At 73.0% G+C, this 24,476-nt stretch carries 25 protein-coding genes; 14 read left to right on the top strand and 11 right to left on the bottom strand.

All coding sequences use genetic code 11. The annotated features are described in order from the left end of the window. The first annotated feature begins 27 nt into the window (after positions 1–27). Complete coding sequence (yaaA, locus tag ACLJOU_RS29910) at positions 28–774, top strand: peroxide stress protein YaaA (protein ID WP_410571910.1); 747 nt, start codon at positions 28–30, stop codon at positions 772–774. A gap of 101 nt (positions 775–875) precedes the next feature. On the opposite strand, the gene ACLJOU_RS29905 is transcribed toward yaaA, so the two are convergent. Next, on the bottom strand, positions 876–1,946 hold the full coding sequence (locus ACLJOU_RS29905; protein WP_410571909.1) for an NAD(P)/FAD-dependent oxidoreductase: 1,071 nt from the start codon (positions 1,944–1,946) through the stop codon (positions 876–878). 85 nt (positions 1,947–2,031) lie between these two features. Between ACLJOU_RS29905 and ACLJOU_RS29900 the strand changes: the two genes are divergently transcribed. Further along, positions 2,032–2,586: a suppressor of fused domain protein gene (locus tag ACLJOU_RS29900; protein WP_410571907.1), complete on the top strand. Its 555-nt coding sequence runs from the start codon at positions 2,032–2,034 to the stop codon at positions 2,584–2,586. Positions 2,587–2,759: 173 nt separating this feature from the next. On the opposite strand, the gene ACLJOU_RS29895 is transcribed toward ACLJOU_RS29900, so the two are convergent. Then, complete coding sequence (locus ACLJOU_RS29895) at positions 2,760–3,614, bottom strand: LysR family transcriptional regulator (RefSeq protein ID WP_410571905.1); 855 nt, start codon at positions 3,612–3,614, stop codon at positions 2,760–2,762. Positions 3,615–3,696: 82 nt separating this feature from the next. Here ACLJOU_RS29895 and ACLJOU_RS29890 point away from each other — a divergent pair, with 82 nt between their 5' ends. After that, positions 3,697–4,581, top strand: coding sequence for an MBL fold metallo-hydrolase (locus tag ACLJOU_RS29890; protein WP_410571904.1), 885 nt, complete (start codon positions 3,697–3,699; stop codon positions 4,579–4,581). Between the two features lie 6 nt (positions 4,582–4,587). Here ACLJOU_RS29890 and ACLJOU_RS29885 read toward each other — a convergent pair whose 3' ends face one another. Further along, positions 4,588–6,120 carry a phytoene desaturase family protein gene (locus ACLJOU_RS29885; RefSeq protein WP_410571902.1) on the bottom strand — a complete coding sequence of 511 codons (1,533 nt, stop codon included), beginning with the start codon at positions 6,118–6,120 and terminating at the stop codon, positions 4,588–4,590. A gap of 284 nt (positions 6,121–6,404) precedes the next feature. Between ACLJOU_RS29885 and ACLJOU_RS29880 the strand changes: the two genes are divergently transcribed. From ACLJOU_RS29880 to ACLJOU_RS29870, 3 genes are all read left to right on the top strand, one after another. Continuing rightward, positions 6,405–7,361: a serine protein kinase RIO gene (locus ACLJOU_RS29880; RefSeq protein ID WP_410571900.1), complete on the top strand. Its 957-nt coding sequence runs from the start codon at positions 6,405–6,407 to the stop codon at positions 7,359–7,361. Positions 7,362–7,703: 342 nt separating this feature from the next. Further along, positions 7,704–9,305: a DEAD/DEAH box helicase gene (locus tag ACLJOU_RS29875; protein ID WP_410571898.1), complete on the top strand. Its 1,602-nt coding sequence runs from the start codon at positions 7,704–7,706 to the stop codon at positions 9,303–9,305. Positions 9,306–9,404: 99 nt separating this feature from the next. Further along, positions 9,405–10,580, top strand: coding sequence for an 8-amino-7-oxononanoate synthase (locus ACLJOU_RS29870; RefSeq protein ID WP_410571896.1), 1,176 nt, complete (start codon positions 9,405–9,407; stop codon positions 10,578–10,580). A 269-nt stretch (positions 10,581–10,849) separates the two neighbouring features. On the opposite strand, the gene ACLJOU_RS29865 is transcribed toward ACLJOU_RS29870, so the two are convergent. The 3 genes from ACLJOU_RS29865 to ACLJOU_RS29855 all read right to left on the bottom strand — a co-directional run bounded on the left by ACLJOU_RS29865 (position 10,850) and on the right by ACLJOU_RS29855 (position 12,453). Next, entirely contained in the window at positions 10,850–11,281 is a 432-nt protein-coding gene (locus tag ACLJOU_RS29865) for a GNAT family N-acetyltransferase (RefSeq protein WP_410571894.1), read from the bottom strand. A gap of 17 nt (positions 11,282–11,298) precedes the next feature. Continuing rightward, entirely contained in the window at positions 11,299–12,132 is an 834-nt protein-coding gene (locus ACLJOU_RS29860) for a S1 family peptidase (RefSeq protein WP_410571892.1), read from the bottom strand. 111 nt (positions 12,133–12,243) lie between these two features. Further along, the gene (locus tag ACLJOU_RS29855; RefSeq protein WP_410571890.1) at positions 12,244–12,453 is read right to left on the bottom strand and encodes a hypothetical protein; all 210 of its coding nucleotides are present in this window, start codon (positions 12,451–12,453) and stop codon (positions 12,244–12,246) included. 157 nt (positions 12,454–12,610) lie between these two features. On the opposite strand from ACLJOU_RS29855, the gene ACLJOU_RS29850 reads away from it, so the two are divergent. Beyond that, positions 12,611–13,150, top strand: coding sequence for a M15 family metallopeptidase (locus ACLJOU_RS29850; protein WP_410571888.1), 540 nt, complete (start codon positions 12,611–12,613; stop codon positions 13,148–13,150). Between the two features lie 138 nt (positions 13,151–13,288). Then, positions 13,289–14,683: a mycothione reductase gene (locus ACLJOU_RS29845; protein ID WP_410571887.1), complete on the top strand. Its 1,395-nt coding sequence runs from the start codon at positions 13,289–13,291 to the stop codon at positions 14,681–14,683. 13 nt (positions 14,684–14,696) lie between these two features. Here the strand turns inward: ACLJOU_RS29845 and ACLJOU_RS29840 are convergent, their stop codons facing one another. Next, entirely contained in the window at positions 14,697–15,914 is a 1,218-nt protein-coding gene (locus ACLJOU_RS29840) for a CynX/NimT family MFS transporter (RefSeq protein WP_410571885.1), read from the bottom strand. Positions 15,915–15,962: 48 nt separating this feature from the next. Between ACLJOU_RS29840 and ACLJOU_RS29835 the strand changes: the two genes are divergently transcribed. The 5 genes from ACLJOU_RS29835 (at position 15,963) to ACLJOU_RS29815 (ending at position 19,908) form a co-directional block, all read left to right on the top strand. Further along, positions 15,963–16,646: a FadR/GntR family transcriptional regulator gene (locus ACLJOU_RS29835; RefSeq protein ID WP_410571882.1), complete on the top strand. Its 684-nt coding sequence runs from the start codon at positions 15,963–15,965 to the stop codon at positions 16,644–16,646. 81 nt (positions 16,647–16,727) lie between these two features. Beyond that, positions 16,728–17,216, top strand: coding sequence for a hypothetical protein (locus tag ACLJOU_RS29830; protein ID WP_410571881.1), 489 nt, complete (start codon positions 16,728–16,730; stop codon positions 17,214–17,216). A gap of 55 nt (positions 17,217–17,271) precedes the next feature. Next, positions 17,272–18,114 carry a DUF4097 family beta strand repeat-containing protein gene (locus ACLJOU_RS29825; RefSeq protein WP_410571880.1) on the top strand — a complete coding sequence of 281 codons (843 nt, stop codon included), beginning with the start codon at positions 17,272–17,274 and terminating at the stop codon, positions 18,112–18,114. Positions 18,115–18,139: 25 nt separating this feature from the next. Further along, positions 18,140–19,105 carry an ATP-binding cassette domain-containing protein gene (locus tag ACLJOU_RS29820; RefSeq protein ID WP_410571879.1) on the top strand — a complete coding sequence of 322 codons (966 nt, stop codon included), beginning with the start codon at positions 18,140–18,142 and terminating at the stop codon, positions 19,103–19,105. Beyond that, positions 19,105–19,908 carry an ABC transporter permease gene (locus tag ACLJOU_RS29815; protein WP_410571878.1) on the top strand — a complete coding sequence of 268 codons (804 nt, stop codon included), beginning with the start codon at positions 19,105–19,107 and terminating at the stop codon, positions 19,906–19,908. Before ACLJOU_RS29820 ends, ACLJOU_RS29815 begins: the two co-directional genes overlap by 1 nt. Before the next feature lies 1 nt (position 19,909). Here the strand turns inward: ACLJOU_RS29815 and map are convergent, their stop codons facing one another. The 3 genes from map to ACLJOU_RS29800 form a co-directional block, all read right to left on the bottom strand. Continuing rightward, positions 19,910–20,767 carry a type I methionyl aminopeptidase gene (map, locus tag ACLJOU_RS29810; RefSeq protein ID WP_410571877.1) on the bottom strand — a complete coding sequence of 286 codons (858 nt, stop codon included), beginning with the start codon at positions 20,765–20,767 and terminating at the stop codon, positions 19,910–19,912. Positions 20,768–20,790: 23 nt separating this feature from the next. Then, entirely contained in the window at positions 20,791–22,584 is a 1,794-nt protein-coding gene (locus tag ACLJOU_RS29805; protein ID WP_410571875.1) for a penicillin-binding transpeptidase domain-containing protein, read from the bottom strand. 61 nt (positions 22,585–22,645) lie between these two features. Further along, the gene (locus ACLJOU_RS29800; protein ID WP_410571873.1) at positions 22,646–23,500 is read right to left on the bottom strand and encodes a GNAT family N-acetyltransferase; all 855 of its coding nucleotides are present in this window, start codon (positions 23,498–23,500) and stop codon (positions 22,646–22,648) included. Positions 23,501–23,600: 100 nt separating this feature from the next. On the opposite strand from ACLJOU_RS29800, the gene ACLJOU_RS29795 reads away from it, so the two are divergent. Next, positions 23,601–23,807 carry a DUF4177 domain-containing protein gene (locus tag ACLJOU_RS29795; protein ID WP_410571872.1) on the top strand — a complete coding sequence of 69 codons (207 nt, stop codon included), beginning with the start codon at positions 23,601–23,603 and terminating at the stop codon, positions 23,805–23,807. Positions 23,808–24,079: 272 nt separating this feature from the next. On the opposite strand, the gene ACLJOU_RS29790 is transcribed toward ACLJOU_RS29795, so the two are convergent. Beyond that, complete coding sequence (locus tag ACLJOU_RS29790) at positions 24,080–24,472, bottom strand: VOC family protein (RefSeq protein WP_410571870.1); 393 nt, start codon at positions 24,470–24,472, stop codon at positions 24,080–24,082. Between the last annotated feature and the right edge of the window lie 4 nt (positions 24,473–24,476).

Here is a 24,476-nt window from a genome sequence, read left to right as displayed (position 1 = left end):
CCGTGCACGCCGATTTACGCTCGGTGGGTGCTGGTGCTCCTGCCCCCCTCCGAAACCAAGGCCGACGGCGGCCGCGGCGGTCCGCTCGACCTCGGCAAGCTGTCGTTCCCCGAGCTGAACCCGACGCGCGCGAAGCTCGCGGACGCGCTGACCGAACTGGCCGCGGACGTCCCGGCCAGCATCGCCGCGCTGGGCATCACCGAGCGGCAGGGCGGCGAGGTCGCGCGGAACGCGCAGCTGTGGACGTCCCCGACGATGCCGGCGCTGCGCCGCTACACCGGCGTGCTGTACGACGCGCTCGACGTGAAGAGCTTCACGAGGGCGGGTCTGGAGAAGGCGCACCGGCGGCTGGTGGTGACGTCATCGCTGTTCGGCGTGGTCTCGGCGACGGACCCGATCCCGGCGTACCGCCTCTCGGGCGGCAACTCCCTGCCGGCGCTGGGGACGGTCCGCGGCCTGTGGAAGCCGGTCCTCGAGCCGGTGCTGCAGGCGGTGGAGGGCCTGGTGGTGGACTTGCGCTCGGGCACGTACTCGGCGTTCGCCAAGCTGCGCCCGGACGCGGTGACGGTCCGCGTGGTGACGGAGAGCGCCCGCGGCGAGCGCGTGACGGTGAGCCACTTCAACAAGGCGTACAAGGGCCGCCTGGCCCGGGTGCTGGTGACCACCCGCGCGGAGCCGTCCACTGTGGACCAGCTGGTGAAGGTGATCACGAAGGGGGGCCTGGTCGTGGAGCGCACCGGCGACCACGCCCTGGACCTGGTCACCGAGGGCTGACACGCCCGAGGCGGGATCACCGCCGGGAGGCCGGCGCGAGCTCGCGCCGTCGAGGATCTGTGACAAATCGGCCTCGGTCGCCGCGCGGAGCCGGTACCCGCTCAAAACCGGTCCGGTGCGAAGGGGCTCAGGTCGAAGCCCGGGTCCTCCCCCAAGGCCACCGCCGCCACCAGCTTCCCCGCGAACGGCGCGTTCGTCAGCCCACCGGCCCCGAAGCCCGTCGACACCGTCAAGCCCGGGCGGATCGAGCCCAGGACCGGCAGGCCGTCCGGGGTGCCCGGGCGGAAGCCGACCCGGGTCTCCGCGAGCGTCGCGTCCGCGAGGCCCGGGGCCACCGCCAGGGCGTGCTCCAGCACTTCGCGCTGCCCGGCCGCCGTGACGCGGTAGTCGAAGCCCGATTCCGCCTCGCGGGTCGCGCCCGCCACCACCCGGCCGCCCGGGAACGCGAGCAGGTAGTGGCTGCTGCGGGGCAACACCACCGGCCACGCCGCCGTCTCCGTGCCCGGCAGGTCGAAGTGGCTGAGCTGGCCGCGGTGCGGGGTCACCGGCAGGTCGATCCCCAGCGGCGCCAGCAGTTCCCGGCTCCACGCCCCGGCCGCGACCACCACGCTGTCCGCTTCCAGGGGGCCGTCCGGGGTCGCCACCGTGCCGTCCGCGCGCACCGCGACCTCGCCCTCGACGAACTTCGCGCCCCGCCGCTCGGCCGCCGCCAGGAGCGCGCGGCGCAGCCGGTGCCCGTCGACGCGGCCCGCGCCCGCCAGGTGCACCGCGCCCAGCCCGGGCGCCAGCGCCGGGAACAGTTCCCGGGCCTGCGCCGGCTCCAGGCGCCGGACCTCGCCGATCTCGGGGGCGTCCGCCGCCCGGGCCGTCAGCCGCTCGTGGACCTCGGCCAGCTCGCCGTCGTCCGCCGAGACCACCATGCCGCCGACCACCTCGAACGACGACCCGTCGAGCTCCGCCGTGAATTCGCGGTAGTACCGGCCGGCCGCCGCCGCGAGCGGGTAGAGCGCGTCGTCCCGGCGCGATGTCCAGGGGCTGACGATGCCGGCGCCGGCCTCGGTCGCCGTGCCCGGGCGCGCCGCGTCCGCGACGACCACTTCCGCGCCGCGGCCCGCGAGGTGCCAGGCCGTCGCCGCCCCGCCGATTCCGCTGCCGATCACGAGCACTCGCATACCGTCCACCCTGCCCGATCTTGCCGCGCCGGGGCCAGCAGGGGATGACCGCCGCCGGCACCCGGGCGGTCGTATGCTGCGCGCCATGCCGAGCCGTGCCGAGCGGTATTTCGCCCATCTCGACACCCTGACGGGGTCCGCCGCGCCCCGGCTGCAGCCCATCCCGTCGACGCAACCGGGCCTCGACGACGTCATCGCGTTCGTCTACGCCGACGAGCCGGAACCGCGCTACCTGACCGGCGCCACCTACGGCCTGTCCCTGGCCGACCACCCGGACTGGCACGGCGTGCGGCCGGAGCTGTGGATCAGCGTCCGGTCCGACGACCCGGTCTGGGCGCTGGCCATCGGCTACCTCGCCGAGCAGCTGCGCGGCACCTGCCCGTTCGTCTACGGCGACACCATCGACTTCGGCCAGCCGATCGCCCCGGAGTCGTCGATGACGGCGTTCGCGGTGTCGGCGCCGGCGGGCCTCGACGCGCACCAGTACACGCTCATCGACATCGGCGGGCCGCCGGTCAGCATCGCCGGGTGCTACCCGGTGCACGACACCGAGCGGAAGTACATCCGCGAGCACGGCATCGAGGCGTTCTGGCAGCTGGACTGGGACCTGTACGACGTCCGCCGCGCGCCGGTGGTCTAGCTTCCCGCGCGACGCTGCCCGCGGACCGCGTCGACGAACGCCTCGCGCCGGTCGTTTTCTGCACGGACGGGCGGTGGAACTCGTTGCGGGCGAAGCAGGCGGCCGGGGCTTCGAGGAAACCCGTCGAGGGCCGCGGCGAGGCTGTCGCGGCCGAGGTCGACGGGGACGCCAGCTCAGGCGCGGTAGGCGGCCGTCGCGATCCGGGCGAACGAGCCGATCAGCGGGTTCGCGTCGCCGTGCTGCCAGGCGACCACCACCGGGCTCGGGGCCAGGCCGGTCAGCGGCACCACGACCAGCTCGCCCGGCGGCCGGTGGTGCCCGAGCGGCATCAGCCCGACGGTGCCGTTCCACAGCACCGCCTGCAGGCACTCCTGGACTGCCCGCACCACCGGCCCTTCCCGGGGTTCACCGCCGTGCCAGTACGCCTGCCAGCGGGCGTCGGTGCCGTCGGGGAACCGGAACCAGCGCCGTCCGGCCAGGTCGGCGAGCGCGAGGTGCTCGCGGCCGGCCAGCGGGTCGTCGGCGCGCAGGACCGCACCCACCGGGTCGGCCCGCAGGACGTGCACCTCCAGGCCGGTCTCGTCGAACGGCCCGCGGGTCAGCGCGACGTCGACGAGCCCGGCGCGCAGCCCGCAGGTCGGATCGGTGAGGTCGGCGTCGCGGACGCGGACCTCGACCTCCGGGTGCTGCTGCCGGTAGGCGTCGGCGAGCCGGTTCGCGGCCGGGTCGGCGCCGTCGCCGAGGATGCCCACGGTGAGGGCCGGCGTGCCCGCGGCCGTGGCCACCCGCACCCGGGCCCGGTCGGCCTGGTCGAGCAGCGCCCGTGCCTCGGCCAGCAGCGCCGTCCCGGCCGGGGTGAGCGTGACGCCCGCCGCGGACCGCAGCAGCAGGACGGCGCCGACGTCCGTTTCGAGCTGCTTGATGGCCCGGCTGAGCGGCGGCTGGCTCATGTGCAGCCGCGCGGCGGCCCGGCCGAAGTGGAGTTCTTCGGCGACCGCGACGAAGTACCGCAGCGTGCGCAGCTCCATGACCGGCGACGATATTCGCCCGGTATCGGCACCACCGAACCGGTCTTGGACGGCCGCCGGGTGGCGGCGGTGGAATCGGGGCATGACCGAGCTGACCGATCCCGCCGTGCGCGTCTCCGGCGCCCGGGAGATCGCCCCCGACCTCCTGGTGATCCCGAACGACCACGTCGACCTGGTGCCGAACATCGGTGTCGTGGGCGGCACCGAAGCCGTCCTCGTCGTCGACACGGGCATCGGCACCGAAAACGCGGCGCAGGTGCTCGCCTTCGCCCGCGAAGTGGCGAAGGGCCGCCGCCTGTACCTGACCACGACGCACTTCCACCCCGAGCACGCGTTCGGCGCGCAGGTGTTCGCCGGTGAAGCCACCTACCTGGTCAACCGCGGCCAGGCCGAGGACCTCGCCACCCGCGGCCCGGGCTACCTGGAGATGTTCCGCGGCCTCGGCGAGCCGATCGCCCGCCGCCTCGACGGCGTCACCGTGCCCACCCCCGACGAGATCTACGACGAGCACACGCTCGACCTCGGCGGCCGGACCGTCCGGCTGCGGCCGACCGGCCGCGGTCACACCGCCGGCGACCAGGTCGTCGAGGTGCCGGACGCCGGTGTCCTGTTCACCGGCGACCTGGCCGAGACCGGGCAGTTCGCCATCTTCCCGTGGTTCCCGCCGCACGACACGGCCGTCTCGGGCGTCGGCTGGCTCGCGGTCCTCGACCGGCTGGTTTCGAGCCGGCCGCGGGTGGTCGTGCCCGGCCACGGCGAAACCGGCGGGCCGGCGGTGCTCACCGACGTCCGCGACTACCTGCGGGAGCTGCGCGACGAAACCTGGCGGCGCCGGGACTCGGCCATGGGCGTGGACGCAATCACCGCCGAGGTCCGTGCCCTGCTCGTCGGGCGGCACCCGGAATGGGCCGGGCGCGAGTGGATCGAGCCGGGCGTCGCCTGTCTGTGCACCGAACACGACGCCTGACCCGGATCACCCCGCGCCGAGGACGGCCATCGCCGCGTTGTGGCCGGGGATGCCGCTCACCCCGCCTCCTCTCGCGGCACCCGCGCCGCACAGCAGGATGCGTTCGTGGGCCGTCTCGACGCCCCAGCGGCCGGCCTGGGCCGGGTCTTCCGCGTACGGCCACGACAGGTCCCGGTGGAAGATGTGCCCCGCCGGAAGGCCCAGCTCGGCTTCCAGGTCCAGCGGCGTTTTCGCTTCCACACAGGGCCTGCCGTCCGGCGCGGTGAGCAGGCAGTCCTCGATCGGCTCGGCCAGCACGCTGTTCAGCGAAGCGAGCGTCGCGCGCAACGCCGCTTCGCGTGCCTCGTCGTTGCGCCCCTCGAAGAGGCGGGCCGGCATGTGCAGGCCGAACAGGGTGAGGGTGTGCGTGCCGGCCGAGCGTTCGGCCGGGCCGAGGATCGACGGGTCCGTCAACGAGTGGCAGTAGATTTCGCAGGGCGGCAGCGAGGGGATCCTGCCCGCGGCCGCCTCGCGGTACGCCGCCTCCAACTGCGTGAAGGTTTCGTTGACGTGGAAGGTGCCGCCGAACGCGTCGGCCGGGTCGACGCCGGGGTCACGCAGCCTCGGCAGCCGCGTCAGGACCATGTTCACCTTCAGCTGGGCGCCTTCCGGGCGCTCCGCCGGATCGTCGCCCAGCAGCCGGGCGAGCGTCGCCGGCGCGACGTTCGCCAGGACTCGCCCGCCCCGGACGGCGAATCCGGTGTCGGCGCGCCGATACCGCACCTCGCCGTCCGGGTCGACCGAGAGCACTTCCGCACCGGTCACCAGGCGCGCGCCCGCCGCGGCGGCGACCGCCGCGAGCGAACGGGTGACCGCGCCCATGCCGCCGACCGGGACGTCCCAGTCGCCGGTGCCGTTGCCGATCACGTGGTAGAGCAGGCACCGGTTCTGCCGCAGGTCCTCGCCGTCCGCCGGGGCGAACGTGCCGATCAGCGCGTCGGTGAGGACCACGCCGCGCACCGTGTCGTCGCCGAACCAGGACGTGAGCGCCTCGCCGATCGGCCGTTCGAACAGCCACGACCACGCTTCCGCGTCGCCGACGCGGGCGCGGAAGTCCACTTCGGACAGAAGCGGTTCGGTGAGCGTCCCGAACGCGCGCCCGGCGACACGCCCGGTCAATTCGTAGAACCGCCGCCAGGCCGAGAAGTCCGAAGTGGACCCGGTGACCGCCCGGAACGACGCCGCCGTCCGGACGGCGTCACCCGTGTCGACAAGGAGACCGGAGCCGCCCGACGGGGTGTAGGACGACATGCGGCGCCGTCGCAGCTCCACGTCGAGGCCGAGATCGGTGACGATCTTCTTCGGCAGCAGGCTGACCAGGTACGAGTAGCGGGAAAGCCGGACGTCCACGCCCTCGAACGCGCGGAACGAGACGGCGGCGCCACCGGTCTCCTCCCGCCGTTCGAGCACGAGCACCGACCGGCCCGCCCGCGCCAGGTAAGCGGCCGCCACCAGGCCGTTGTGCCCGCCGCCGACGATCACCACGTCGTAGCTGTCCATCCGCCGCCCCTCCCGAGTCCGGCCTGCGCTTCCATCGTGACCACGCCGCCGGGCCGGATTCAAGGGGACGTCACGAATACTCCGTTCGCGACGCCGCCGTGAAACTCGGTTGTGCGGTGCCGGACCGGTCCGGCATCCTGTGCCCACCCGGCAGGGAGCCGGTGCAGGAGAACGGGAGGTGCCTGTCGTGATGACTGTCCGGGCCCTTTCGCGCCCTCACCCACCCGCCCCCCGAGGCTGACCACGCGCCCGGTGGGGCATCCCTGATCGAGGAGAACCCACCAGTGCGTCAGCACGACCACGAAGACTTTCCCGACGACCGGCCCACGCGCCGCCCGATGCGATCGCGCCGCCGCGGGCGGTTCGACGAACCCGAACCCACGCGCAGCGGACGGCTGACCGAAGCCGAACGCGTCCGCCTCGCGAAACTGCGCGACGACGCCTACACCGAAAACCAGCTGCCCGACGGCGCCGACCGCTGGTCCACCTGGGACGACGCCGAGCACGGCCCGCTCCCCCGGCCGGACTGGGTGGTCACCCAGCTCGCCGCGGTCGACACCGACCTCGGCGTCCTCAAGACCGGCAAGGAAGCCGATGTCCACCTCCTGAGGCGTGCACTGCCCGGCACCCCGGGCACGTTGCTCGCCGCGAAGCGCTACCGCAGCGACGAACACAAGCTGTTCCACCGCGACGCCGGCTACCTCGAAGGGCGGCGGCTGCGCCGGTCCCGCGAGATGCGGGCGATGGCGCAGCGCAGCGCGTTCGGCCGCAACCTCATCGCCGAGCAGTGGGCGGTCGCGGAGTTCGCCGCGCTGAGTCGCCTGTGGACGCTCGGCGCGCCGGTGCCCTACCCGGTGCAGCGCGAGGGGACGGAACTGCTGCTCGAGTTCCTCGGCGAGGACGACGGCACGGCCGCACCGCGGCTGGCCCAGGTCCGCCCGGACCCCGGCGAGCTGAAGGACCTGTGGTTCCAGGCCACCGCGGCGCTCGAGCTGCTCGCCTCCGAGGGGCTCGCGCACGGCGACCTCTCGGCGTACAACCTGCTCGTGCACCGGGGCAGGCTGATGGTGATCGACCTGCCCCAGGTCGTCGACGTCGTCGCCAACCCCGGCGGCGTCGAATTCCTGGCGCGGGACGTGCGCAACCTGGCCGGCTGGTTCCACGGACGCGGCCTCGGCGAGCACGTCACGCGGGTCGGAGAACTGCTGGCCGAGCTCGTTTCGGCGGCCGGGCTCGGGTGATTCCGCGGCGGCGTCGCGGCTGTGGTGCGGAACACGGCTGCGACGCCGCCCACAACCGGTGACCTCGATGCGCCGGACCAGCTCCGCCTCGGGTACAGTGAACACAGACCGCAACCGGCGGCGTGGATGAGTTGGTGTCCGTCGCCTCCAGAGTCGTTAAAAGGCCCCGCCACCGAATGGCTCGCGGTGATCCGAAGTAACCCCAGCGGCGCGCAGTGTCGGCAAGCGATGACACGGTGTGCCGGGTCCGTCCCTGTGAACGCCCATCGCACACCATCTTGCCCTGCCTGCGCGCGGGCTGCCCGGGCCTCCCTTGCGACGAACCACGTCCGAGAGGCATTTGTGACCGTCACGTTCAACTCCGGCCCTTCCTCGACGTCCGCGCACGCGGGCCGTCCCGACCGCAAGCCGCGCACCCGCCCGGCCGGCGGCGACATGCTGCGCGACGACGCGGTCGAGCTCGTGGCCACCAAGACCTTCGCCGAACTGGGCCTGCCGGAGCCGCTGCTCCGCGCGCTCAGCGAGGCGGGCATCAACAGCCCCTTCCCCATCCAGTCCGCGACCATCCCGGACGCGCTGGCCGGCCGCGACGTGCTGGGCCGCGCCCAGACCGGCTCCGGCAAGACCCTCGCCTTCGGCCTGGCCATGCTGGCCCGGCTCGACGGCGGCAAGGCCCGCCCGAAGCGCCCCCGCGCGCTGATCCTGGTCCCGACCCGCGAGCTGGCCATGCAGGTCGCCGACTCGCTGACCCCGCTGGCCAAGTCGCTCGGCCTGTGGTGCCGCACGGCCGTCGGCGGCATGGCCTTCGCCCGCCAGGCGGACGCCCTGTCCCGCGGCGTCGACCTGCTGATCGCCACCCCCGGCCGGCTGTCGGACCACGTCCGGCAGGGCACCGCGCACCTGGGCGACTGCAACTTCATCGCCCTCGACGAGGCCGACCAGATGGCGGACATGGGCTTCATGCCGCAGGTCCGCGAGATCATGGACCTCACCCCGCCGGGTGGTCAGCGGCTGCTGTTCTCCGCGACCCTCGACGGCGACGTCAACCGCCTGGTCAAGCAGTACCTGAGCGACCCGGTCACGCACTCGGTCGCGCCGTCGACCGCCAGCGTGACGACCATGGACCACCACGTGCTCCAGGTGTCGCACCAGGACAAGCAGGACGTCATCACGCAGATCGGCGCCCGCGACGGCCGCACGATCATGTTCGTGCGCACCAAGCACCACGTCGACCGCCTCGCCGAGCGCCTGCGCGAGCAGGGCGTGAACGCGGCGGCGCTGCACGGCGGCAAGACGCAGGGGCAGCGCAACCGCGTCCTCGCCGACTTCAAGGAAGGCCACACCCCGGTGCTGGTCGCCACGGACGTCGCCGCGCGCGGCATCCACGTCGACGACATCTCGCTGGTGCTGCACGTCGACCCGGCGGCCGACCACAAGGACTACCTGCACCGCGCCGGCCGCACGGCCCGCGCCGGGGCGTCCGGCGTGGTCGTCACCGTGGCGACGCACGACCAGCGCCGGATGGTCCGCCGCCTGACCGACCGCGCCGGCGTGCGCGCGGAGTCGACCACGGTCCGCCCGGGCGACCCCGAGCTGTCCCGCATCACCGGCGCCAAGGAGCCCAGCGGCGAGCCGGTCGTCGAGCGGCGGCGCGAAAGCCCGCGTCGCGGCGGCGGTGGCTTCCGCGGTGACCGCGGCTTCGGCGGCTCGAACCGTGGCGGCGAGCGCGGCGGCTACAGCCGCGGCGGCGACCGCGGCTACGGCGACCGTGACCGCGGCGGCGACCGTGGTGGCGAGCGCGGCGGTGACCGTGGCGGCTACCGCGGCGGCGACCGCGAAGGCCGTCCCGGCGGCTTCGGCGGCCGCGGCCGTCAGCCCCGCTCGGGCAACGGTGGCGGCTACGGCCGCCCGAGCCGTGGCCCGCGTCGCGGCTACGACAGCTGAGTTGTTCCTTCGGAAGCCCCGGACCACGCGGTCCGGGGCTTCCGGCGTTTCCGGGCCCGCTTGGCGGTGGCGCGAGGCGTGGATGGGAGACTGCGGGACGTGACTACGCCGCCGACGCCCCCGCCCGACGAGGTTTTCGACTGGCTCGACGCCGAGGCGGAGAAGCGGGCGAACGCCGGGCTCGTGCGGCAGCTGCGGCCGCGTCCCGCGCAGGCCGACGAGCTCGATCTGGCCGGCAACGACTACCTCGGGCTGGCCCGTGACAAGCGCGTGGCCGGCGCCGCCGCGGCCGCCGCCCTGCGCTGGGGTGCGGGGTCGACCGGCTCCCGGCTGGTCACCGGCTCGACCGAGCTGCACACCGAGCTGGAGCTGGAGCTCGCCCGGTTCTGCGGCGCGCAGGCCGCGCTCGTGTTCTCCTCCGGTTTCGCCGCGAACCTCGGCGCGGTGACGGCGCTGTCCGGGTCCGAATCGGCCATCGTCACCGACAAGTACATCCACGCCTCGCTGATCGAGGGCTGCCGGCTGTCGCGGGCCGACGTCGCCGCGGTCGCGCACTCGACGCCGTCGGCGATCAAGCACGCGCTGGCGACCCGCCGGAAGCCGCGCGCGCTGGTCGTGACGGACTCGGTGTTCTCGGTCGACGGCGACCTCGCGCCGCTCGAGGAGCTGGCCGGCATCTGCCGTTCGCACGGCGCGGCGCTGCTGGTGGACGACGCCCACGGTTTCGGCGTCCTGGGCGACGGTGGGCGCGGCGCGGTCCACGCGGCCGGGCTGTCGGGCGCACCCGACGTCGTCACGACGTTGACGCTGTCGAAGTCCCTCGGCGCCCAGGGCGGCGCGGTGGTGGGGCCGCGTCGGGTGATCAAGCACCTCGTGGACACGGCACGCAGCTTCATCTTCGACACGGCGCTGGCGCCCGCGAGCGCCGCGGCCGCGCTGGCGGCGTTGCACGCGTTGAAGGAAGAGCCGGGGATGGCCGAGAAGGTAGTCGAGAACGCGGGCAACCTGGCGATGTCGCTGAAGGCGGCGGGGTTGAAGGCGAGCCTGCCGGACGCCGCCGTGATCTCGGTTCAGGCGCCGTCCGCGGAGACGGCGGTGGCGTGGGCGGCGGCGTGCGCGGAGCAGGGTATCCGCGTCGGGTGCTTCCGGCCGCCGTCGGTGCCGGACGGCATCTCACGGCTGCGGCTGACCGCGCGGGCCGACCTCACGGAGTCCGATGTGGACCGTGCGGTCAAGGTCATCACCGCAACGGCCCCCCACGGCGCAATCACCTGAGCCACACCGAAAGGGCCGTTCGGCGTCCCCGACGGGTCGGACCGCGTGATCCCCGGGTCGACACACGTGATCGGAGGGTCGACACACGTGATCGGAGGGTCGACACGCGTGATTGGGGGGTCGACACACGTGATTGGGGGGTCGACACGACGCTGCCGGGGGTGCTGGCCGTGTCGTCGCCTCAATCACGCGAGTTGACCCTCCAATCACGCGAGTTGACCTCCCAATCACGCGAGTTGACCCCTCAATCACGCGAGTTGACCCTTTGGTCACGGGTGGCGGCGCATGCGGATGTGGGGGATTCCGTCGTCGTCGGTGTACTCCTCGCCTTCCGGGATGAAGCCGTAGCGGGCGTAGAAGCCTTGGACGTACGTTTGGGCGTCGAGGACGTACTCGCCGGGGATGGTGAGGGCCGCGTCCATCAGGCGGGCGGCCAGGCCGGCGCCGCGGGCGGGCGCCGCCGTCGCCACGCGGCCGATGCGGCGGATGCCGCCCGGGTCGAGCAGCACCCGCAGGTACGCCACGACCGAACCGGCGTCTTCGAACCACAGGTGCCGGGTGTCGGGCAGCAGGTCACGACCGTCGAGTTCCGGGTACGCCGCTTTCTGCTCCACGACGAACACGTCGACGCGCAGGCGGAGGATGTCGTGCAGCTGGGCGGCGGTCAGGTCGGGACCGGTGGCGTCGTGCAGGGTCGGCATACCCCTGCTTAGCACGCTCAGCCGAGCAGGCGCGGCTTGGCCTGGGCCTCGATGTCGCCTGCGTACGTGGAGACGCGCGTGTAGACGCCCGGCCTGTTCGCCTTCGCGCAGCCGTCGCCGAAGGAGACGATGCCGATCAGCGTGTCCCCCACCACGAGCGGGCCGCCGGAATCGCCCTGGCAGGCGTCGATGCCGCCCTCGGTGTAGCCCGCGCACACCATGGTTCGCTGGTCGTAGACGCTGTAGTCGGCGTGGCATTCGCTGTCCGAGACCACCGGGACCTGGGCGCTGCGCAGGTAGTCGGAGCGGTCCCCGCCGTCGGCGATGCGGCCCCAGCCCAGCACCGTCGCCTGCGTGCCCTTGGCGTACAGCCCCGCGTCACCGCTGTCGGGCAGCTTCGCGGGCCGGTAGCCGAGCTGGCCGCGCACGGTCAGCACCGCGACGTCGGCCCCCTTCGTCGGGTCGGTGTAACTCGGGCTGACCCAGACCTTGGAGACGCCGAGGACCTGACCGTCACTGGTGCGCTTGTCCTCGCGGCCGGCCACCACGCGGATGTCCTGCTTCGCCACCGCCTTGGCGCAGTGGGCCGCCGTCGCGACCGAGGTGGAACTGACGATCACCGCGCCGCAGAACTGGTTGCCGCCCGCGTCGGTCAGGTACACCGCGTACGGGTGGTCGGCCAGGGAAGCCTGGTTGCCGCCGACGATCCGCGCCTGGGTGCCGGACCCGGCGGCACCCGGGTCGGCCGCCGCCGTGCCCGCCGTGCCCGCCACGACCGGCACGGCGACCGCGGCGACCGCGAGGAGCACGCCGCTCGCGAACAGCAGGGATCGGCGGGACTTCACGGACATGGGTCTTCCCCTTTTCGACGCAGCACAACGTTGAGCACTCGGCACGCGGATGACTCCGGTGCGTGAACGACGTGCCCTCAATACCCTAGGCCGAGGGGGCCCAAAACGGTGTCACTGGAACGGGTGGTCTCCGGCCGGGGGCCGCTTCTGCCAAGCTGACCGGATGTGGCGGACGGCGGCGGCGGGGGCGGCACTGGCCCTCACCCTGGGCGCGTGCTCGGCGGAAGTACCGTCGTCGCCGCGGCCTGCACCTTCCGCGCCGGCGACGAGGACGAGCACGCCGAGCACGACGACCGCGGCACCGACGTCGAGTGCGTCCACCGCCCCTTGGCCGGTCGGTGGCCGGCCGCTCCCCCGCCGCTCCGACGGCTTCGGCGAGGTCGAGCCGACGCCACCCGAACTGGTGAACCGGGCACTTCCGACAAAAGACCTCATTCCGCCGCCGATCGGCACCGCGTACGCCTCGACGATCAGCGCCGTGCCCGCGGACGTCCTCGCGCGCAGCACCTGGCAGCCGGCCTGCCCCGTCAAGGCGGCCGACCTCCGCTACCTGACGATGTCCTTCTGGGGCTTCGACGGTCGCGCGCACACCGGCGAAATGCTGGTGAACGCCGCCGGCGCGGCGGGGATCACGAAGGTCTTCGGGCAGCTCTTCGCCGCCCGCTTCCCGCTCGAGGAGATGCGCGTGACCAGCCCGGCGGAGCTCACCGCGCCGCCGACCGGGGACGGCAACTCGACCAGCGCCTTCGTCTGCCGCCCGGCGCGCGGGCAGCCGAACTGGTCGGCGCACGCCTCCGGGCTCGCCGTGGACGTCAACCCGTTCTGCAACCCCTACACCCAGGGCGATCTCGTGCTGCCCGAGCTGGCCTCGGCGTACGTCGACCGCTCGCGCCGGCGGCCCGGGATGGTACTGGCCGGCGACGCGACCGTGCGCGCGTTCGCGGCCATCGGGTGGAGCTGGGGCGGGAACTGGCACAGCCCGACCGACCGGATGCACTTCACCGCCACCGGCCACTGACCACTGACCACCGGCCACTGACCACGTAATACGACGCAATACGCCGCACTACGACGTTGAGCACAACCGGGAACACCCGCCGGCGCGGCGCGGTTGGCTAGGGTGAACCGACCGGACCCGGACCCCGCGGAGGATGCAGTGCCCCACTACGACCTGGTGATCGTCGGGACGGGATCGGGGAACTCCATCCTCGGCCCCGGCTTCGCCGGCCAGAAGACGGCGATCGTGGAGAAGGGCACCTTCGGCGGCACCTGCCTGAACGTCGGCTGCATCCCGACGAAGATGTTCGTGTACGCCGCCGACGTCGCGTACACGCCTTCGCACAGCGCCAAGTACGGCGTCGACGAAGAGCTCAAGGGCGTGCGCTGGCGCGACATCCGCGACCGGATCTTCGGCCGCATCGACCCGATCGCCGAGGGCGGCGCGGAATACCGCCGCAGCCACGAAGACAACGCGAACGTCGACGTCTACGAGGGCACCGGCCGCTTCACCGGCCACAAGGAGCTGCGCGTCAGCTTCGCCGACGGACGCCCGGACGAGGTGCTGACCGCCGACAAGTTCGTGCTCGCCGCGGGCGGGCGCCCGGTCATCCCGGACATCCCGGGCCTGGACGGCGTCGACTACCACACCTCCGACACCGTGATGCGGCTCGACGAGCTGCCCGCGCGGATCGTCATCCTGGGCGGTGGCTACATCGCGGCCGAGTTCGCGCACGTCTTCGCCTCCTTCGGCGTGCAGGTCACCCTGGTCAACCGCTCCGGGCGGCTGCTGCGCTCGGAGGACGAGGACGTCAGCGCCCGCTTCACCGAGCTGGCCGCCCAGCGGTTCGACGTCCGCCTCGACCGCAAGACCGTGCGGGCACGCCGGACCGAGAGCGGCATCGCGCTCGACCTCGAAGGGCCGCAGGGCGCCGAAACCGTCGAGGGTGACGTGCTGCTCATCGCCACCGGCCGGAAGCCGAACTCCGACCTGCTCGACGTGGCCGCCACCGGAGTGACCACAATGGACAGTGGGCACGTCGTGGTGGACGACCACCAGGAGACCGTGGTCGACGGCATCTACGCCCTCGGCGACCTGTCGTCGCCGCACGAGCTGAAGCACGTCGCCAACCACGAAGCCCGGGTGGTGCAGCACAACCTCCTGCACCCGGACGAGCGGATCACCGCCGACCACCGGTTCGTGCCGCACGCGGTCTTCACGCACCCGCAGGTCGCCTCGGTCGGGCTCACCGAGCAGAAGGCCCGCGACCTCGGGGTGTCCTATGTGGTCTCGAAGCAGGACTACGCCGGGATCGCCTACGGCTGGGCGATGGAGGACACGACGGGCTTCGCGAAGCTCCTGGCCGACCCGGCGACCGGGCAGCTGCTCGGCGCGCACATCATCGGCCCGCAGGCGTCCTCGGTGATCCAGCCGCTCGTCCAGGCGATGAGCTTCGGCCTCGACGCGCGGAGCATGGCGCGCGGCCAGTACTGGATCCACCCGGCGATGCCGGAGCTGATCGAGAACGCGCTGCTCAGCCTGCCCCTGGACTGACCCGGACGCAGACTCAGACGAAGCGGTGGCGGCCGGCGAGGGCGCCGAAGGTCAGCTGGACGCCGAGCAGGCCGAGCAGCATGGCCAGCGGCACGGTCCAGCCGCCCGCGAGGTCGTGCAGCAGGCCGAAGAGGAACGGCCCGAGCGCGGCGAACAGGTAGCCGAAGCCCTGCGCCATCCCGGACAGCCGGGCGGTGTCGCCGCCGGTCCGCGCGCGCAGCGCGATCACGGTCAGGGCCAGCGAGAACGTGCTCATCCCGAGCCCGACGAGGAGGCTCCAGAGCAGCGGCGACCACGACGGCGCGAGCATCAGCCCGGCGGTCCCGGCGACGCCGAACACACCCAGCCCGACGATCCACCCGCTCTGCCCGCGCTGCCGGGCCGCCATCGGCGCGACGACGAGGCTGATCGGCACCGCGATCAGCGAGACCAGGCCGAACAGCAGCCCGGCGTCGTCGCGCGGCACCCCCGCGTCCATCAGCACCTGCGGGAACCAGCCCATCGCGGCGTAGGCGTAGAACGCCTGCAGGCCGAAGAAGGCCGTGACGATCCAGGCCAGCCGGTTGCGCAGCAGTGACCGGCCGCCTTCGGCGCCGTCGGCGGGCCGCGGGGCCCGGCCGGTGCCGCGGGCTGCGAGGATCCACGCCAGCAGCGCGACGACGGCCAGCACGGCCCAGCTGCCCAGCGCCGGGCGCCAGCCGCCGAGGGCGTCGCCGAGCCGCGGGGTCACCGCCGACCCGAGGGCGCCGCCGCCCTGCAGCGCGGCGGTGTAGACGCCGGTCAGCACGCCGATGCGGGCCGGGAAGGAGTCCTTGATGACGACCGGGATCAGCACGTTGATCAGGGCGATCCCGGCCGTGGCGACGAGCGTGCCGCCGAGCACCACGGCCGGCCCGTCGAGCACGCGCAGCACGAGCCCGGCGCCGAGGGCGGCCAGCGCGATCGCGATGGCCGCGCCGACCCCGGCCCGGCGCGCGAGCAGCGGCGCGGCCAGCCCGGCGCCGGCGAAGCAGAGCGTCGGCAGCGTCGTCAGCACGCCGGCCCAGACGACGGAAGCGCCCAGGTCGGCCCGCATCTCGGCGAGCATGGGCCCGACGCCGGTGATGGCCGGGCGCAGGTTGAGGGCGGTGAGCACCACCGCGACCGCGAGCAGCGCCCCGGCGGCGACGACGCCCGGTGTCCGGGCCGCCACGGCGCCGTCGAGTTCGGGTTCACGGTGTTCGACGCGCATGCCCGCTACTATCGCATACGTAGGATGATTGGATGAAGGGATAATCCTGTGCCTCTGGCCACCACGCGCCGAGCAGGCCTCGTCGACCAGGTCATCGAGCAGCTGCGGACCGCGGTCACACAGGGCGAATGGCCGATCGGCGAACGCATCCCGACCGAGGCCGAGCTCGTCGAGCAGCTCGGCGTCGGGCGCAACACCGTCCGCGAGGCCGTGCGCGCGCTCGCGCACACCGGACTGCTCGAAGTCCGGCAGGGCGACGGCACCTACGTGCGCGCCACGAGCGAGGTGTCCGGCGCGATCCGCCGGCTCTGCGGCTCGGAACTGCGGGAAGTCCTGCAGGTCCGGCGCACCCTGGAGGTCGAAGGCGCGCGCCTCGCGGCCGCCGGGCGGACCGAGGACGAGGTCGCCGGGCTGTGGTCGCTGCTCGCCCGCCGCGAGGTCGAACTGCGCGAAGGCCGCTGGCAGGACTTCGCGCGCACGGACGCCGAATTCCACTGCGCGGTCGTCGGCGCCGGCCACAACCGGCTGCTGACCGAGCTCTACCGCGGGCTGACGGAGGTCATCGCGGCCAGCATCGCGACGACGTCCAGCATCGCCCCGGGCGCCGACCACTCGCCGGAAATCGGCCACGAAGGTCTCGCCCAGGCCATCGCGGACCGCGACCCGGACCGCGCCGCCGCCGAGGCCTGCGGGTTCCTCGACGAGCTCCTGGAGCGCATCGAACGCGTCTGACCTGGGATTTCACCCATCGATGACCCCTAAGGGTGCCATTTCAGGGTTGTTGTGGCACCACCGTGGTGCCATATTTGTGCCATGGATCTGACGCCCTTCGTGGACAACCTCCGCCGCGAGTTCGCGGCAGCCGCCGAGGCGGTCGGCGAGGACGCGGTCACGCTGGCCGAACGGCTGGCCTCCCCGCTGGAGTCCGCCATCCGGCTCACCCTGCTCGACGCGCTGTCGGCCGCGGCCGACGAACTCACCCGCGACCTCGCTCCCGGCTCCGTCGAAGTACGCCTTCGCCGCCGCGAAGCGGAGTTCGCGGTCTCCCTGCCCACGGCGCCCGAACCGGGTCCGGTGGAGGTTCCGCCGCCACCCGAGGCCGACGACGGCGCCGTCTCGCGGATCAACCTGCGGCTCCCCGACCAGCTGAAGCAGCGGGTCGAGGAGGCCGCGAGCCGCGACCGGCTCTCCATCAACGCCTGGCTGGTCCGTGCCGTGAACAACGCACTCGGCGCCGGCGCGAGCCGTCCCGCACACCGCCGGTCCGTCCACGGCGAGAAGTACACCGGCTGGGTTCGCTGACCCACCCGCTCTGACCAGCGCAAACACTCTCAACACACCCCAGGAGGGCGCAGCCATGCCCAGTTTCGCCACCCCCGAGCCGATCGCGGCCACGCTCGACGTCAGCGTCGCCGACGTCCGGATCGTCGCCGGCGACCGCACCGAAACCACCGTCGAAGTCCACCCGGCCGATCCCGGCGACAACGAGGACGTCAAGGCCGCTGCCAAGACCCGCGTCGAGTTCGCCGACGGCGAGTTGCTGGTCAAGGGCCCGAAGTACACCACCAAGCTGTGGGGCAAGGGCGGCGCCCTGCACGTCACGGTCGAACTGCCGGCCGGCTCCCGCGTCAAGGCGACGTCCGCGATGGGCGACTTCCACGTCACCGGCCGCCTCGGCGACAGCCGGCTCAAGACGTCCGTGGGCAACCTCCACCTCGACGAAACCGCCCGGCTCGAAGCGAACACCGCGACCGGGGACGTCTTCGTCGACCGCGCCACCGGGCACGCCGAGATCGGCACCGGCTCCGGCGAACTGCGGATCCGGGAGATCGACGGCACCGCCGTGCTGAAGAACTCCAACGGCGAGACCCGCGTCGGCGAGGTCACCGGCGACCTGCGCGTCAACACCGCCAGCGGCGACATCCTCGTCGACCTCGCCCACGCCGGCGTGCACGCCAAGACCGCCGCCGGCGACATCCGGCTCGGCGAGGTCGTGCGCGACCGGCTCGTCCTCGAAACGGCCGTCGGCGAGATCGAGGTCGGCATCCGCGAGGGCAGTGCCGCGTGGCTGGAGCTCAACTCGCTCACCGGGTCCGTCCGCAACACGCTCAGCGCCGCCGACGGCCCCGGGTCGAACACCGAGACCGTCGAGGTCAAAGCCCACACCTACACCGGCGACATCGTCATCCGCCGGGCCTGAAACTCCACGAGACAAGGGGAAATCCATGCCGGACGCCATCGTGGCCGAGGGACTGGTCAAGAAGTACGGGAAGGTCACCGCGCTCGACGGGATGACCCTGGCAGTGCCGGAGGGCACGGTGCTCGGCGTGCTCGGGCCGAACGGTGCCGGGAAGACCACCACCGTGCAGATCCTGACGACGCTGCAGAAGCCGGACGCGGGCCACGCGACGGTCGCCGGGTTCGACGTCGTGAAGGACGCGCACGAGCTGCGCTCGCACATCGGCGCCTCGGGGCAGTACGCCGCCGTCGACCAGGAACTGACCGGGGCCGAAAACCTGGAGATGGTGGGGCGGCTGTACCACCTGGGCACCCGGCGGGCCAAGGCCCGCGGCCGCGAGCTGCTGGCGCGGTTCAGCCTGGAGGACGCCGCCGACCGCCCGGTGAAGGGCTACTCCGGCGGCATGCGGCGCCGCCTCGACCTGGCCGGCGCGCTGGTGGCCAACCCGCCGGTGCTGTTCCTCGACGAGCCCACCACCGGGCTCGACCCGCGGGCCCGCACCGAGCTGTGGGACGTCATCACCGAACTGGTCGCGGGCGGCACCACGCTGCTGCTCACCACCCAGTACCTGGAGGAAGCCGACCGGCTGGCCGACAGCATCGCCGTCGTCGACCACGGGCGCGTGATCGCCCGCGGCACCGCCGACGAGCTCAAGGACCTCGTCGGCGGCGAGCGGATCGAGCTGACCGTCGGCACGCACGACGACGTCCTGGTGGCCCGGCGCGCGCTGGCCCGGCTGGCCAGCGGGGAGCCGCAGGCGGAGGCGTTCCGGCTCACCGTGCCCGTGAGCCACGGCGCGAAAGCGCTTACCGAAGCTCTGGCCCTGCTGGCCGCCGAAGGCGTCGACGTCCGCGACGTCGGTGTCCGGCGCCCGACCCTCGACGACGTTTTCCTCACCCTGACCGGCCACGAGGCCGACAACACCGCCGAACCCGCGAAGGAGGCCGTGTGATGAACGCGGTGCAGATGGCCGTCACCGACGGCGTGACCGTCGCCAAGCGCAACTCGATCAAGATCGTCCGGTCGCTGGACCTGCTGGGGTCCATCGTGTTCATGCCGGTGATGTTCGTGCTGCTCTTCGGCTACGTCTTCGGCAGCGTGATCGACATCCCGGGCATGTCGTACCGCGAGTTCATGCTGCCGGGGATCTTCGTCCTCGCGGTGGCGATGGGCAGCATCGTCACCGGCTACGGGCTGACCGACGACCTGCAGAAGGGCCTCATCGACCGGTTCAGATCCCTGCCGATGTCCCCGGCGGCGGTGCTGATCGGGCGCACGACGGCGGACCTGATCCTCAACGTGACGAGCCTGCTGATCATGGGACTCGTGGGGCTGCTGGTCGGCTGGCGCATCCACACCGGCGTCTTCGAGGCCCTCGGCGGGGTGCTCCTGCTGCTCGCCTTCGCCTACGCGCTGTCGTGGGTGATGGGGACGCTCGGCCTGGCGGTCCGCAAGCCCGAGGTGTTCAACAACGTATCGAGTGTGGCGATCTTCCCGCTCACGTTCCTGGCCAACACGTTCGTCGACAGCGGCCGCCTGCCCGCCCCGCTGCGGGCGATCGCGGACTGGAACCCGGTTTCGGCGATCACGCAGGCCTCGCGGGAACTGTTCGGCAACACGAGCCCGGCCATGCCGGTGCACGACGTCTGGCCGATGCAGCACGCCGTGCTCGCCTCGGTGCTGTGGATCGCGGTGCTGCTGGTGGTCTTCGTGCCGCTTTCGGTGCGCTGCTACAAGAAGGCCACCAGCCACTGACTCAGGGCAGCGTGAGGATTTCGCTGCCGTCGGCCGTCACCACGAGGGTGTGCTCGAACTGGGCCGTCCACTTCTTGTCCTTCGTGGTGACGGTCCAGTCGTCGGCCCAGATGTCGTAGTCGATGGTGCCCAGGGTGATCATCGGCTCGATCGTGAAGGTCATGCCCTCCTCGATGATCGTGTCGACGGAGGGCTCTTCGTAGTGCAGGACCGTCGGCGGGGTGTGGAACGCCGGGCCGACGCCGTGGCCGGTGAAGTCGCGGACCACGCCGTAGCCGAAGCGCTTGGCGTAGGACTCGATGACCCGGCCGATCACGTTCAGCTGACGGCCCGGCCGGACCGCCTTGATCGCCCGCATGGTCGCCTCGCGGGTGCGCTCCACCAGCAGGCGGGCCTCCTCGGAGACGTCGCCGGCGAGGAAGGTCGCGTTCGTGTCGCCGTGGACCCCGCCGATGTAGGCGGTGACGTCGATGTTGCAGATGTCGCCGTCCTCGATCACCGTCGAGTCGGGGATGCCGTGGCAGATCACCTCGTTGAGCGAGGTGCAGCACGACTTCGGGAACCGGCGGTAGCCCAGCGTCGAGGGGTAGGCGTGGTGGTCGAGCAGGAACTCGTGCACCACCTTGTCGATGTCGTCCGTGGTGGCGCCCGGCTTGACGGCCTTGCCGCCCTCCTCCAGGGCCTGCGCCGCGATCCGGCTCGCGACCCGCATCGCCTCGATCACCTCGGGCGTGCGCACGCCGTTGCCGGTGTCCCGCTTCGGCGCCGGCTTGTCCACGTACTCGGGACGGGCGATGGAACTGGGGACGTCACGGCGCGGCGTCTGGACGCCGGGAACGAGCGGGGCACGAACGGACATGCCTCCACCTTACGACGGCCCGCTCAGCCGATCCCCGCCAGGAACCGGTGGGCGGCCTGCACCGCCGGTTTGGACGACCCCGCGTCGGTCAGGAGGACGGCGAACGCCAGGTCGCCGCGGTAGCCGACGAACCAGCCGTGGGAGTGCGAGCCGTCGCCGAACTGGGCGGTGCCGGTCTTGCCCGCGACCTCGGGGAGGTCCCGCAGCCCGGTCGCGGTGCCGGTGGTGACGACCTCGCGCATCATCTCGCGCAGGGCGTCGAGCACGTCCGGCGACGGCGGGTCGCCCACGTTCTTCGTCGCCGCCGGCATGCCCTTGACGATCGACGGTGACGGCACCTTGCCGGCCTGCACGGTCGCCGCGACCAGCGCCATCCCGAACGGGCTGGTCAGCACCCGGCCCTGCCCGAAGCCGTTTTCCGCCCGCTGCACGGCGGAGTCGCTGGCCGGGACGTCCCCGGTGACCGTGGTCAGGCCCGGGACGACGAAGTCCGCGCCGAGGCCGAAGGAGCGGGCGGTGTCGGTGAGCGCGGAGCCGCCGAGCCCGGCCGCGAGCCGGGCGAACGTCGTGTTGCAGGACCGCGCGAACGCCGTCTTCAGCGGCACCCGGCCCAGGTCGAACCGGCCTTCGTTCGGGATGACGCGGTTTTCGACCGTCGTCGCGCCGGGGCAGTCGACCGGGCTGCCCGCGTCGACGTCCCCGGTGGCCAGCGCGGCCGCCGCCGTGACGATCTTGAACGTCGACCCCGGCGGGTAGCGCCCGGACAGCGCCAGTGAGCCTTCCTCGTCGGCGGCGTCGTTCTGCGCGACGGCGAGGATGTCCCCGCTCGAGGGCTGGATCGCGACCAGCGCGGCGGAGTGCGGCTCGGTTTCGAGCGCCTTCTCCGCGGCGGCCTGGATCTTCGTGCTGAGCGTGCTCGTGACGGCGGGCGCGAGCCGGGGCGGCTCGGCCTTGAGCTCGGACACCTCGCCGCCCGTGACGTCCCGGGTGACGATCCGCCAGCCCGCCGCCCCGGCCAGCTGCTGCTCGACCAGCGCGCGGATGCCGGGCAGGACCTGCTGCCCGGACCCGCGGGTCACCGGCAGCAGCCGTTCCTGGCTGGCGAAGCGCACCCCGGGCAGGTCGTAGATCGCCGGCTTGACGCGCTGGTAGTCGCCGGCGCGCAGGGTGATCACCGGGTAGGCGTCGCCGGGCTTGGTCTTGCTCATCCCGTCGAGCACGGACCGGCCGGTGACCGACGGCTCGTACCGGTGCAGCGCCTTGGCGAGCGTCCCGGCGACGGCCCTCGTGTCCCCGGCCTTCTGCGGGTCGACGACCACGCCGATCACGGTCTGCGGGCGCATCAGCGGCACGCCGTCGCGGTCGAGGACCGGGGCCGTGTCGGGCAGCTGCGGCAGCAGGCCGAGGGTCTGGCCGACGGCCAGCTGGGGGTGCACGACCGTCGGCTGCCAGTGCACCTGCCAGCCGTTCTCGGCCGCCCGCAGCTGGGCGTCGGCGCGGTAGGACCAGGTGCGGCCGCGCCGCAGGTGCCAGGTGAGCCGGTACCCGGCGGTCACGACGTCGCCGTCGGGCTGCTTGACCTCTTCGTCGTCGACGTCGAGGCCTTCGGGGTCGAGCACGCCGCGGACCTGGCTCAGGACGGTTTTCGCGGCGTCGGGTGAGTCGGTGTTCGCCGCCGCGGCGGCGACGTCCCCGGACGCGACGGCGTCCAGGAAGGCGGAAAGGGCGTCCTCGGGACCGTCGCCCGAGCACCCGGCCGTGGTCGCGGCGACGAGCAGCAGCACTGCGAGCGCACTGCGGTGTCGACGTGCACTCATGGCCGGATAGTGCCTGGTCAGCGTGGTCCAGCGAGGCTGAAACACCGCCACGGAAGGGTGGTTAGAACAGCACCGTCGCGTACTGGCCGACCTGTTTGAAACCGATCTTGCGGTAGGCCGCGAGGGCGGGGGTGTTGAAGGCGTTGACGTACAGGCTGGCCGTGCGGCCGAGGCCGCGGACCAGCCGGTTCACCACCGCGGCGGTGCCGGCGGTGCCGAGCCCGTCGCCCCGGCGGTCGGGGTGCACCCAGACGCCCTGGATCTGCCCGACGGTGGCCGACATGGCGCCGATCTCGGCCTTGAAGACGACCTCGCCGTCCTCGAAGCGGGCGAACGCGCGGCCGGCGCCGATGAGTTCGGTGACCCGGGCGCGGTAGCTGGCGCCGCCGTCACCGCTGCGCGGGTCGACGCCGACCTCCTCGATGAACATCGAGACGGCCGCGGGCAGGTACCGCTCGAGCTCGTCCGGCCGGACCGGGCGGACCAGCGGATCGGCGGGAACGAGCGGGGTGCTGTCCAGCGCCATCAGCGGCTGGTCGTCCCGGACTTCGCGGGCCGGGCCCCATTCGCCTTCGAGTTCGTCCCACAGGCCGAGGACCTGCTCGGCGGGCCCGACGAGCGAGGAGCAGGTGCGCTGCCTGCGCAGGGCGCGGTCGGCGAAGGAGCGCAACGCGGGCGCGTTGCCGCGCAGCGGGATGAGGTTCGGCCCGGAAAAGCACAGCCCTTGGAGCCGTCCGGCCCGGACCGGACGGCTGTCGGCGGCCCAGAGCTCACCACCGAGCCGCCACGGGTCGAGGCCCGCGGCCTCGACCCGGGCGCTGACCATGCAGCTGCCCACCGGGTCCGCGGCCAGCGCGGCACGGACCGCCGGATAGTCCCGATCATCGAGCAGCCGTGCACCTGCAAGCCGCAACACGGACTCCAGGGTGCCAGATCCGGCTGCTGAACGGAACGCGAGCCTCCCGACACGGTGAGATGAACAGCGGTGGCCGGACATTCCGGGCATCATCGGGCGTATGCAGCGGTACACGTACAAGGTCGTCGAAGTCAGGGAAAAGCTGCTCGGCGGGAAGATGTCGGGCGACAAGCTGGAGAAGCTGCTGAACGACCACGCCGGGGACGGCTGGCAGCTGAAGGCCATCACGGCCACCGAAGTGAAGGGCCGGGTCGGCCCCGGCGGGGTCGACGGATTGCTGGTGACGTTCGAGCGGCCGGTGCAGTAGCGGGCGGGGCCGGGCGGCCCGTGCAGTAGCGGGCGGGCCCGGGCGGCCGGTTCGCCACACGGCACGCCGGTGCTTCCACCCGGCCCCGGACCGGCCGTCGCGGCCAGGCGCCGGCCGCCGCCCTCACCCGCGGCCAGGCGCCGGCCACCGCGCGGCCAGACGCCCCCCACCGCCCTCACCCGCGGCCAGGCGCGCCGCCGCCCCGCGGCCAGACTCCCCGCCGCCCTCCCCCGGCCAGGTGCCGGTCGCCGCGCGCCGCCGTCACCTGGTGGTCAGGCTGCTCCGCGGTACGTGCCGATCGTCCACGCGTTGCCCTCCGGGTCACGGAGGCTGAACGTGTGGGAGCCGTACTCGGTGTCCGTCAGCTCCGCCGTGATCTCCGCACCCGCGTCCTTCACCCGCGCGTACACCTCGTCGACGCGGTCCGACACCACGTACACGGCGGCCGTGCCCGGCTTCATCGCGTCGTGGATGCCGTCCGGTGGGCGGACGCTGCCCAGCATCACCGCGCCGCCCTCGGGCCAGCGCAGCTCGGCGTGCGCGATCAGGTCGCCCTCGGGCACCACCAGCGCCTCGGTGAAGCCCAGGACGTCGACGAGGAAGCGGACCGCGGCCGGGGCGTCGTCGTACCGCAGGGCCGGCCAGACGTTCGGTTCAGGAGTCATGCCG

The sequence above is a fragment of the Amycolatopsis sp. cmx-4-61 genome (genome assembly GCF_046548775.1).
Taxonomy (GTDB): domain Bacteria; phylum Actinomycetota; class Actinomycetes; order Mycobacteriales; family Pseudonocardiaceae; genus Amycolatopsis.
The sequence above is the reverse complement of the archived record's forward strand: the minus strand, read 5'-3'. Positions and strand labels throughout refer to the sequence as shown.

Bases quoted from the DNA above. Each gene is read 5' to 3' on its own strand.
- ACLJOU_RS29905 (WP_410571909.1), bottom strand. From the start codon at position 1,946: ATGCGAGTGCTCGTGATCGGCAGCGGAATCGGCGGGGCGGCGACGGCC.
- ACLJOU_RS29900 (WP_410571907.1), top strand. From the start codon at position 2,032: ATGCCGAGCCGTGCCGAGCGGTATTTCGCCCATCTCGACACCCTGACG.
- ACLJOU_RS29895 (WP_410571905.1), bottom strand. From the start codon at position 3,614: ATGGAGCTGCGCACGCTGCGGTACTTCGTCGCGGTCGCCGAAGAACTC.
- ACLJOU_RS29890 (WP_410571904.1), top strand. From the start codon at position 3,697: ATGACCGAGCTGACCGATCCCGCCGTGCGCGTCTCCGGCGCCCGGGAG.
- ACLJOU_RS29885 (WP_410571902.1), bottom strand. From the start codon at position 6,120: ATGGACAGCTACGACGTGGTGATCGTCGGCGGCGGGCACAACGGCCTG.
- ACLJOU_RS29865 (WP_410571894.1), bottom strand. From the start codon at position 11,281: ATGCCGACCCTGCACGACGCCACCGGTCCCGACCTGACCGCCGCCCAG.
- ACLJOU_RS29860 (WP_410571892.1), bottom strand. From the start codon at position 12,132: ATGTCCGTGAAGTCCCGCCGATCCCTGCTGTTCGCGAGCGGCGTGCTC.
- ACLJOU_RS29840 (WP_410571885.1), bottom strand. From the start codon at position 15,914: ATGCGCGTCGAACACCGTGAACCCGAACTCGACGGCGCCGTGGCGGCC.
- ACLJOU_RS29830 (WP_410571881.1), top strand. From the start codon at position 16,728: ATGGATCTGACGCCCTTCGTGGACAACCTCCGCCGCGAGTTCGCGGCA.
- ACLJOU_RS29825 (WP_410571880.1), top strand. From the start codon at position 17,272: ATGCCCAGTTTCGCCACCCCCGAGCCGATCGCGGCCACGCTCGACGTC.
- ACLJOU_RS29820 (WP_410571879.1), top strand. From the start codon at position 18,140: ATGCCGGACGCCATCGTGGCCGAGGGACTGGTCAAGAAGTACGGGAAG.
- ACLJOU_RS29815 (WP_410571878.1), top strand. From the start codon at position 19,105: ATGAACGCGGTGCAGATGGCCGTCACCGACGGCGTGACCGTCGCCAAG.
- map (WP_410571877.1), bottom strand. From the start codon at position 20,767: ATGTCCGTTCGTGCCCCGCTCGTTCCCGGCGTCCAGACGCCGCGCCGT.
- ACLJOU_RS29805 (WP_410571875.1), bottom strand. From the start codon at position 22,584: ATGAGTGCACGTCGACACCGCAGTGCGCTCGCAGTGCTGCTGCTCGTC.
- ACLJOU_RS29795 (WP_410571872.1), top strand. From the start codon at position 23,601: ATGCAGCGGTACACGTACAAGGTCGTCGAAGTCAGGGAAAAGCTGCTC.
- ACLJOU_RS29790 (WP_410571870.1), bottom strand. From the start codon at position 24,472: ATGACTCCTGAACCGAACGTCTGGCCGGCCCTGCGGTACGACGACGCC.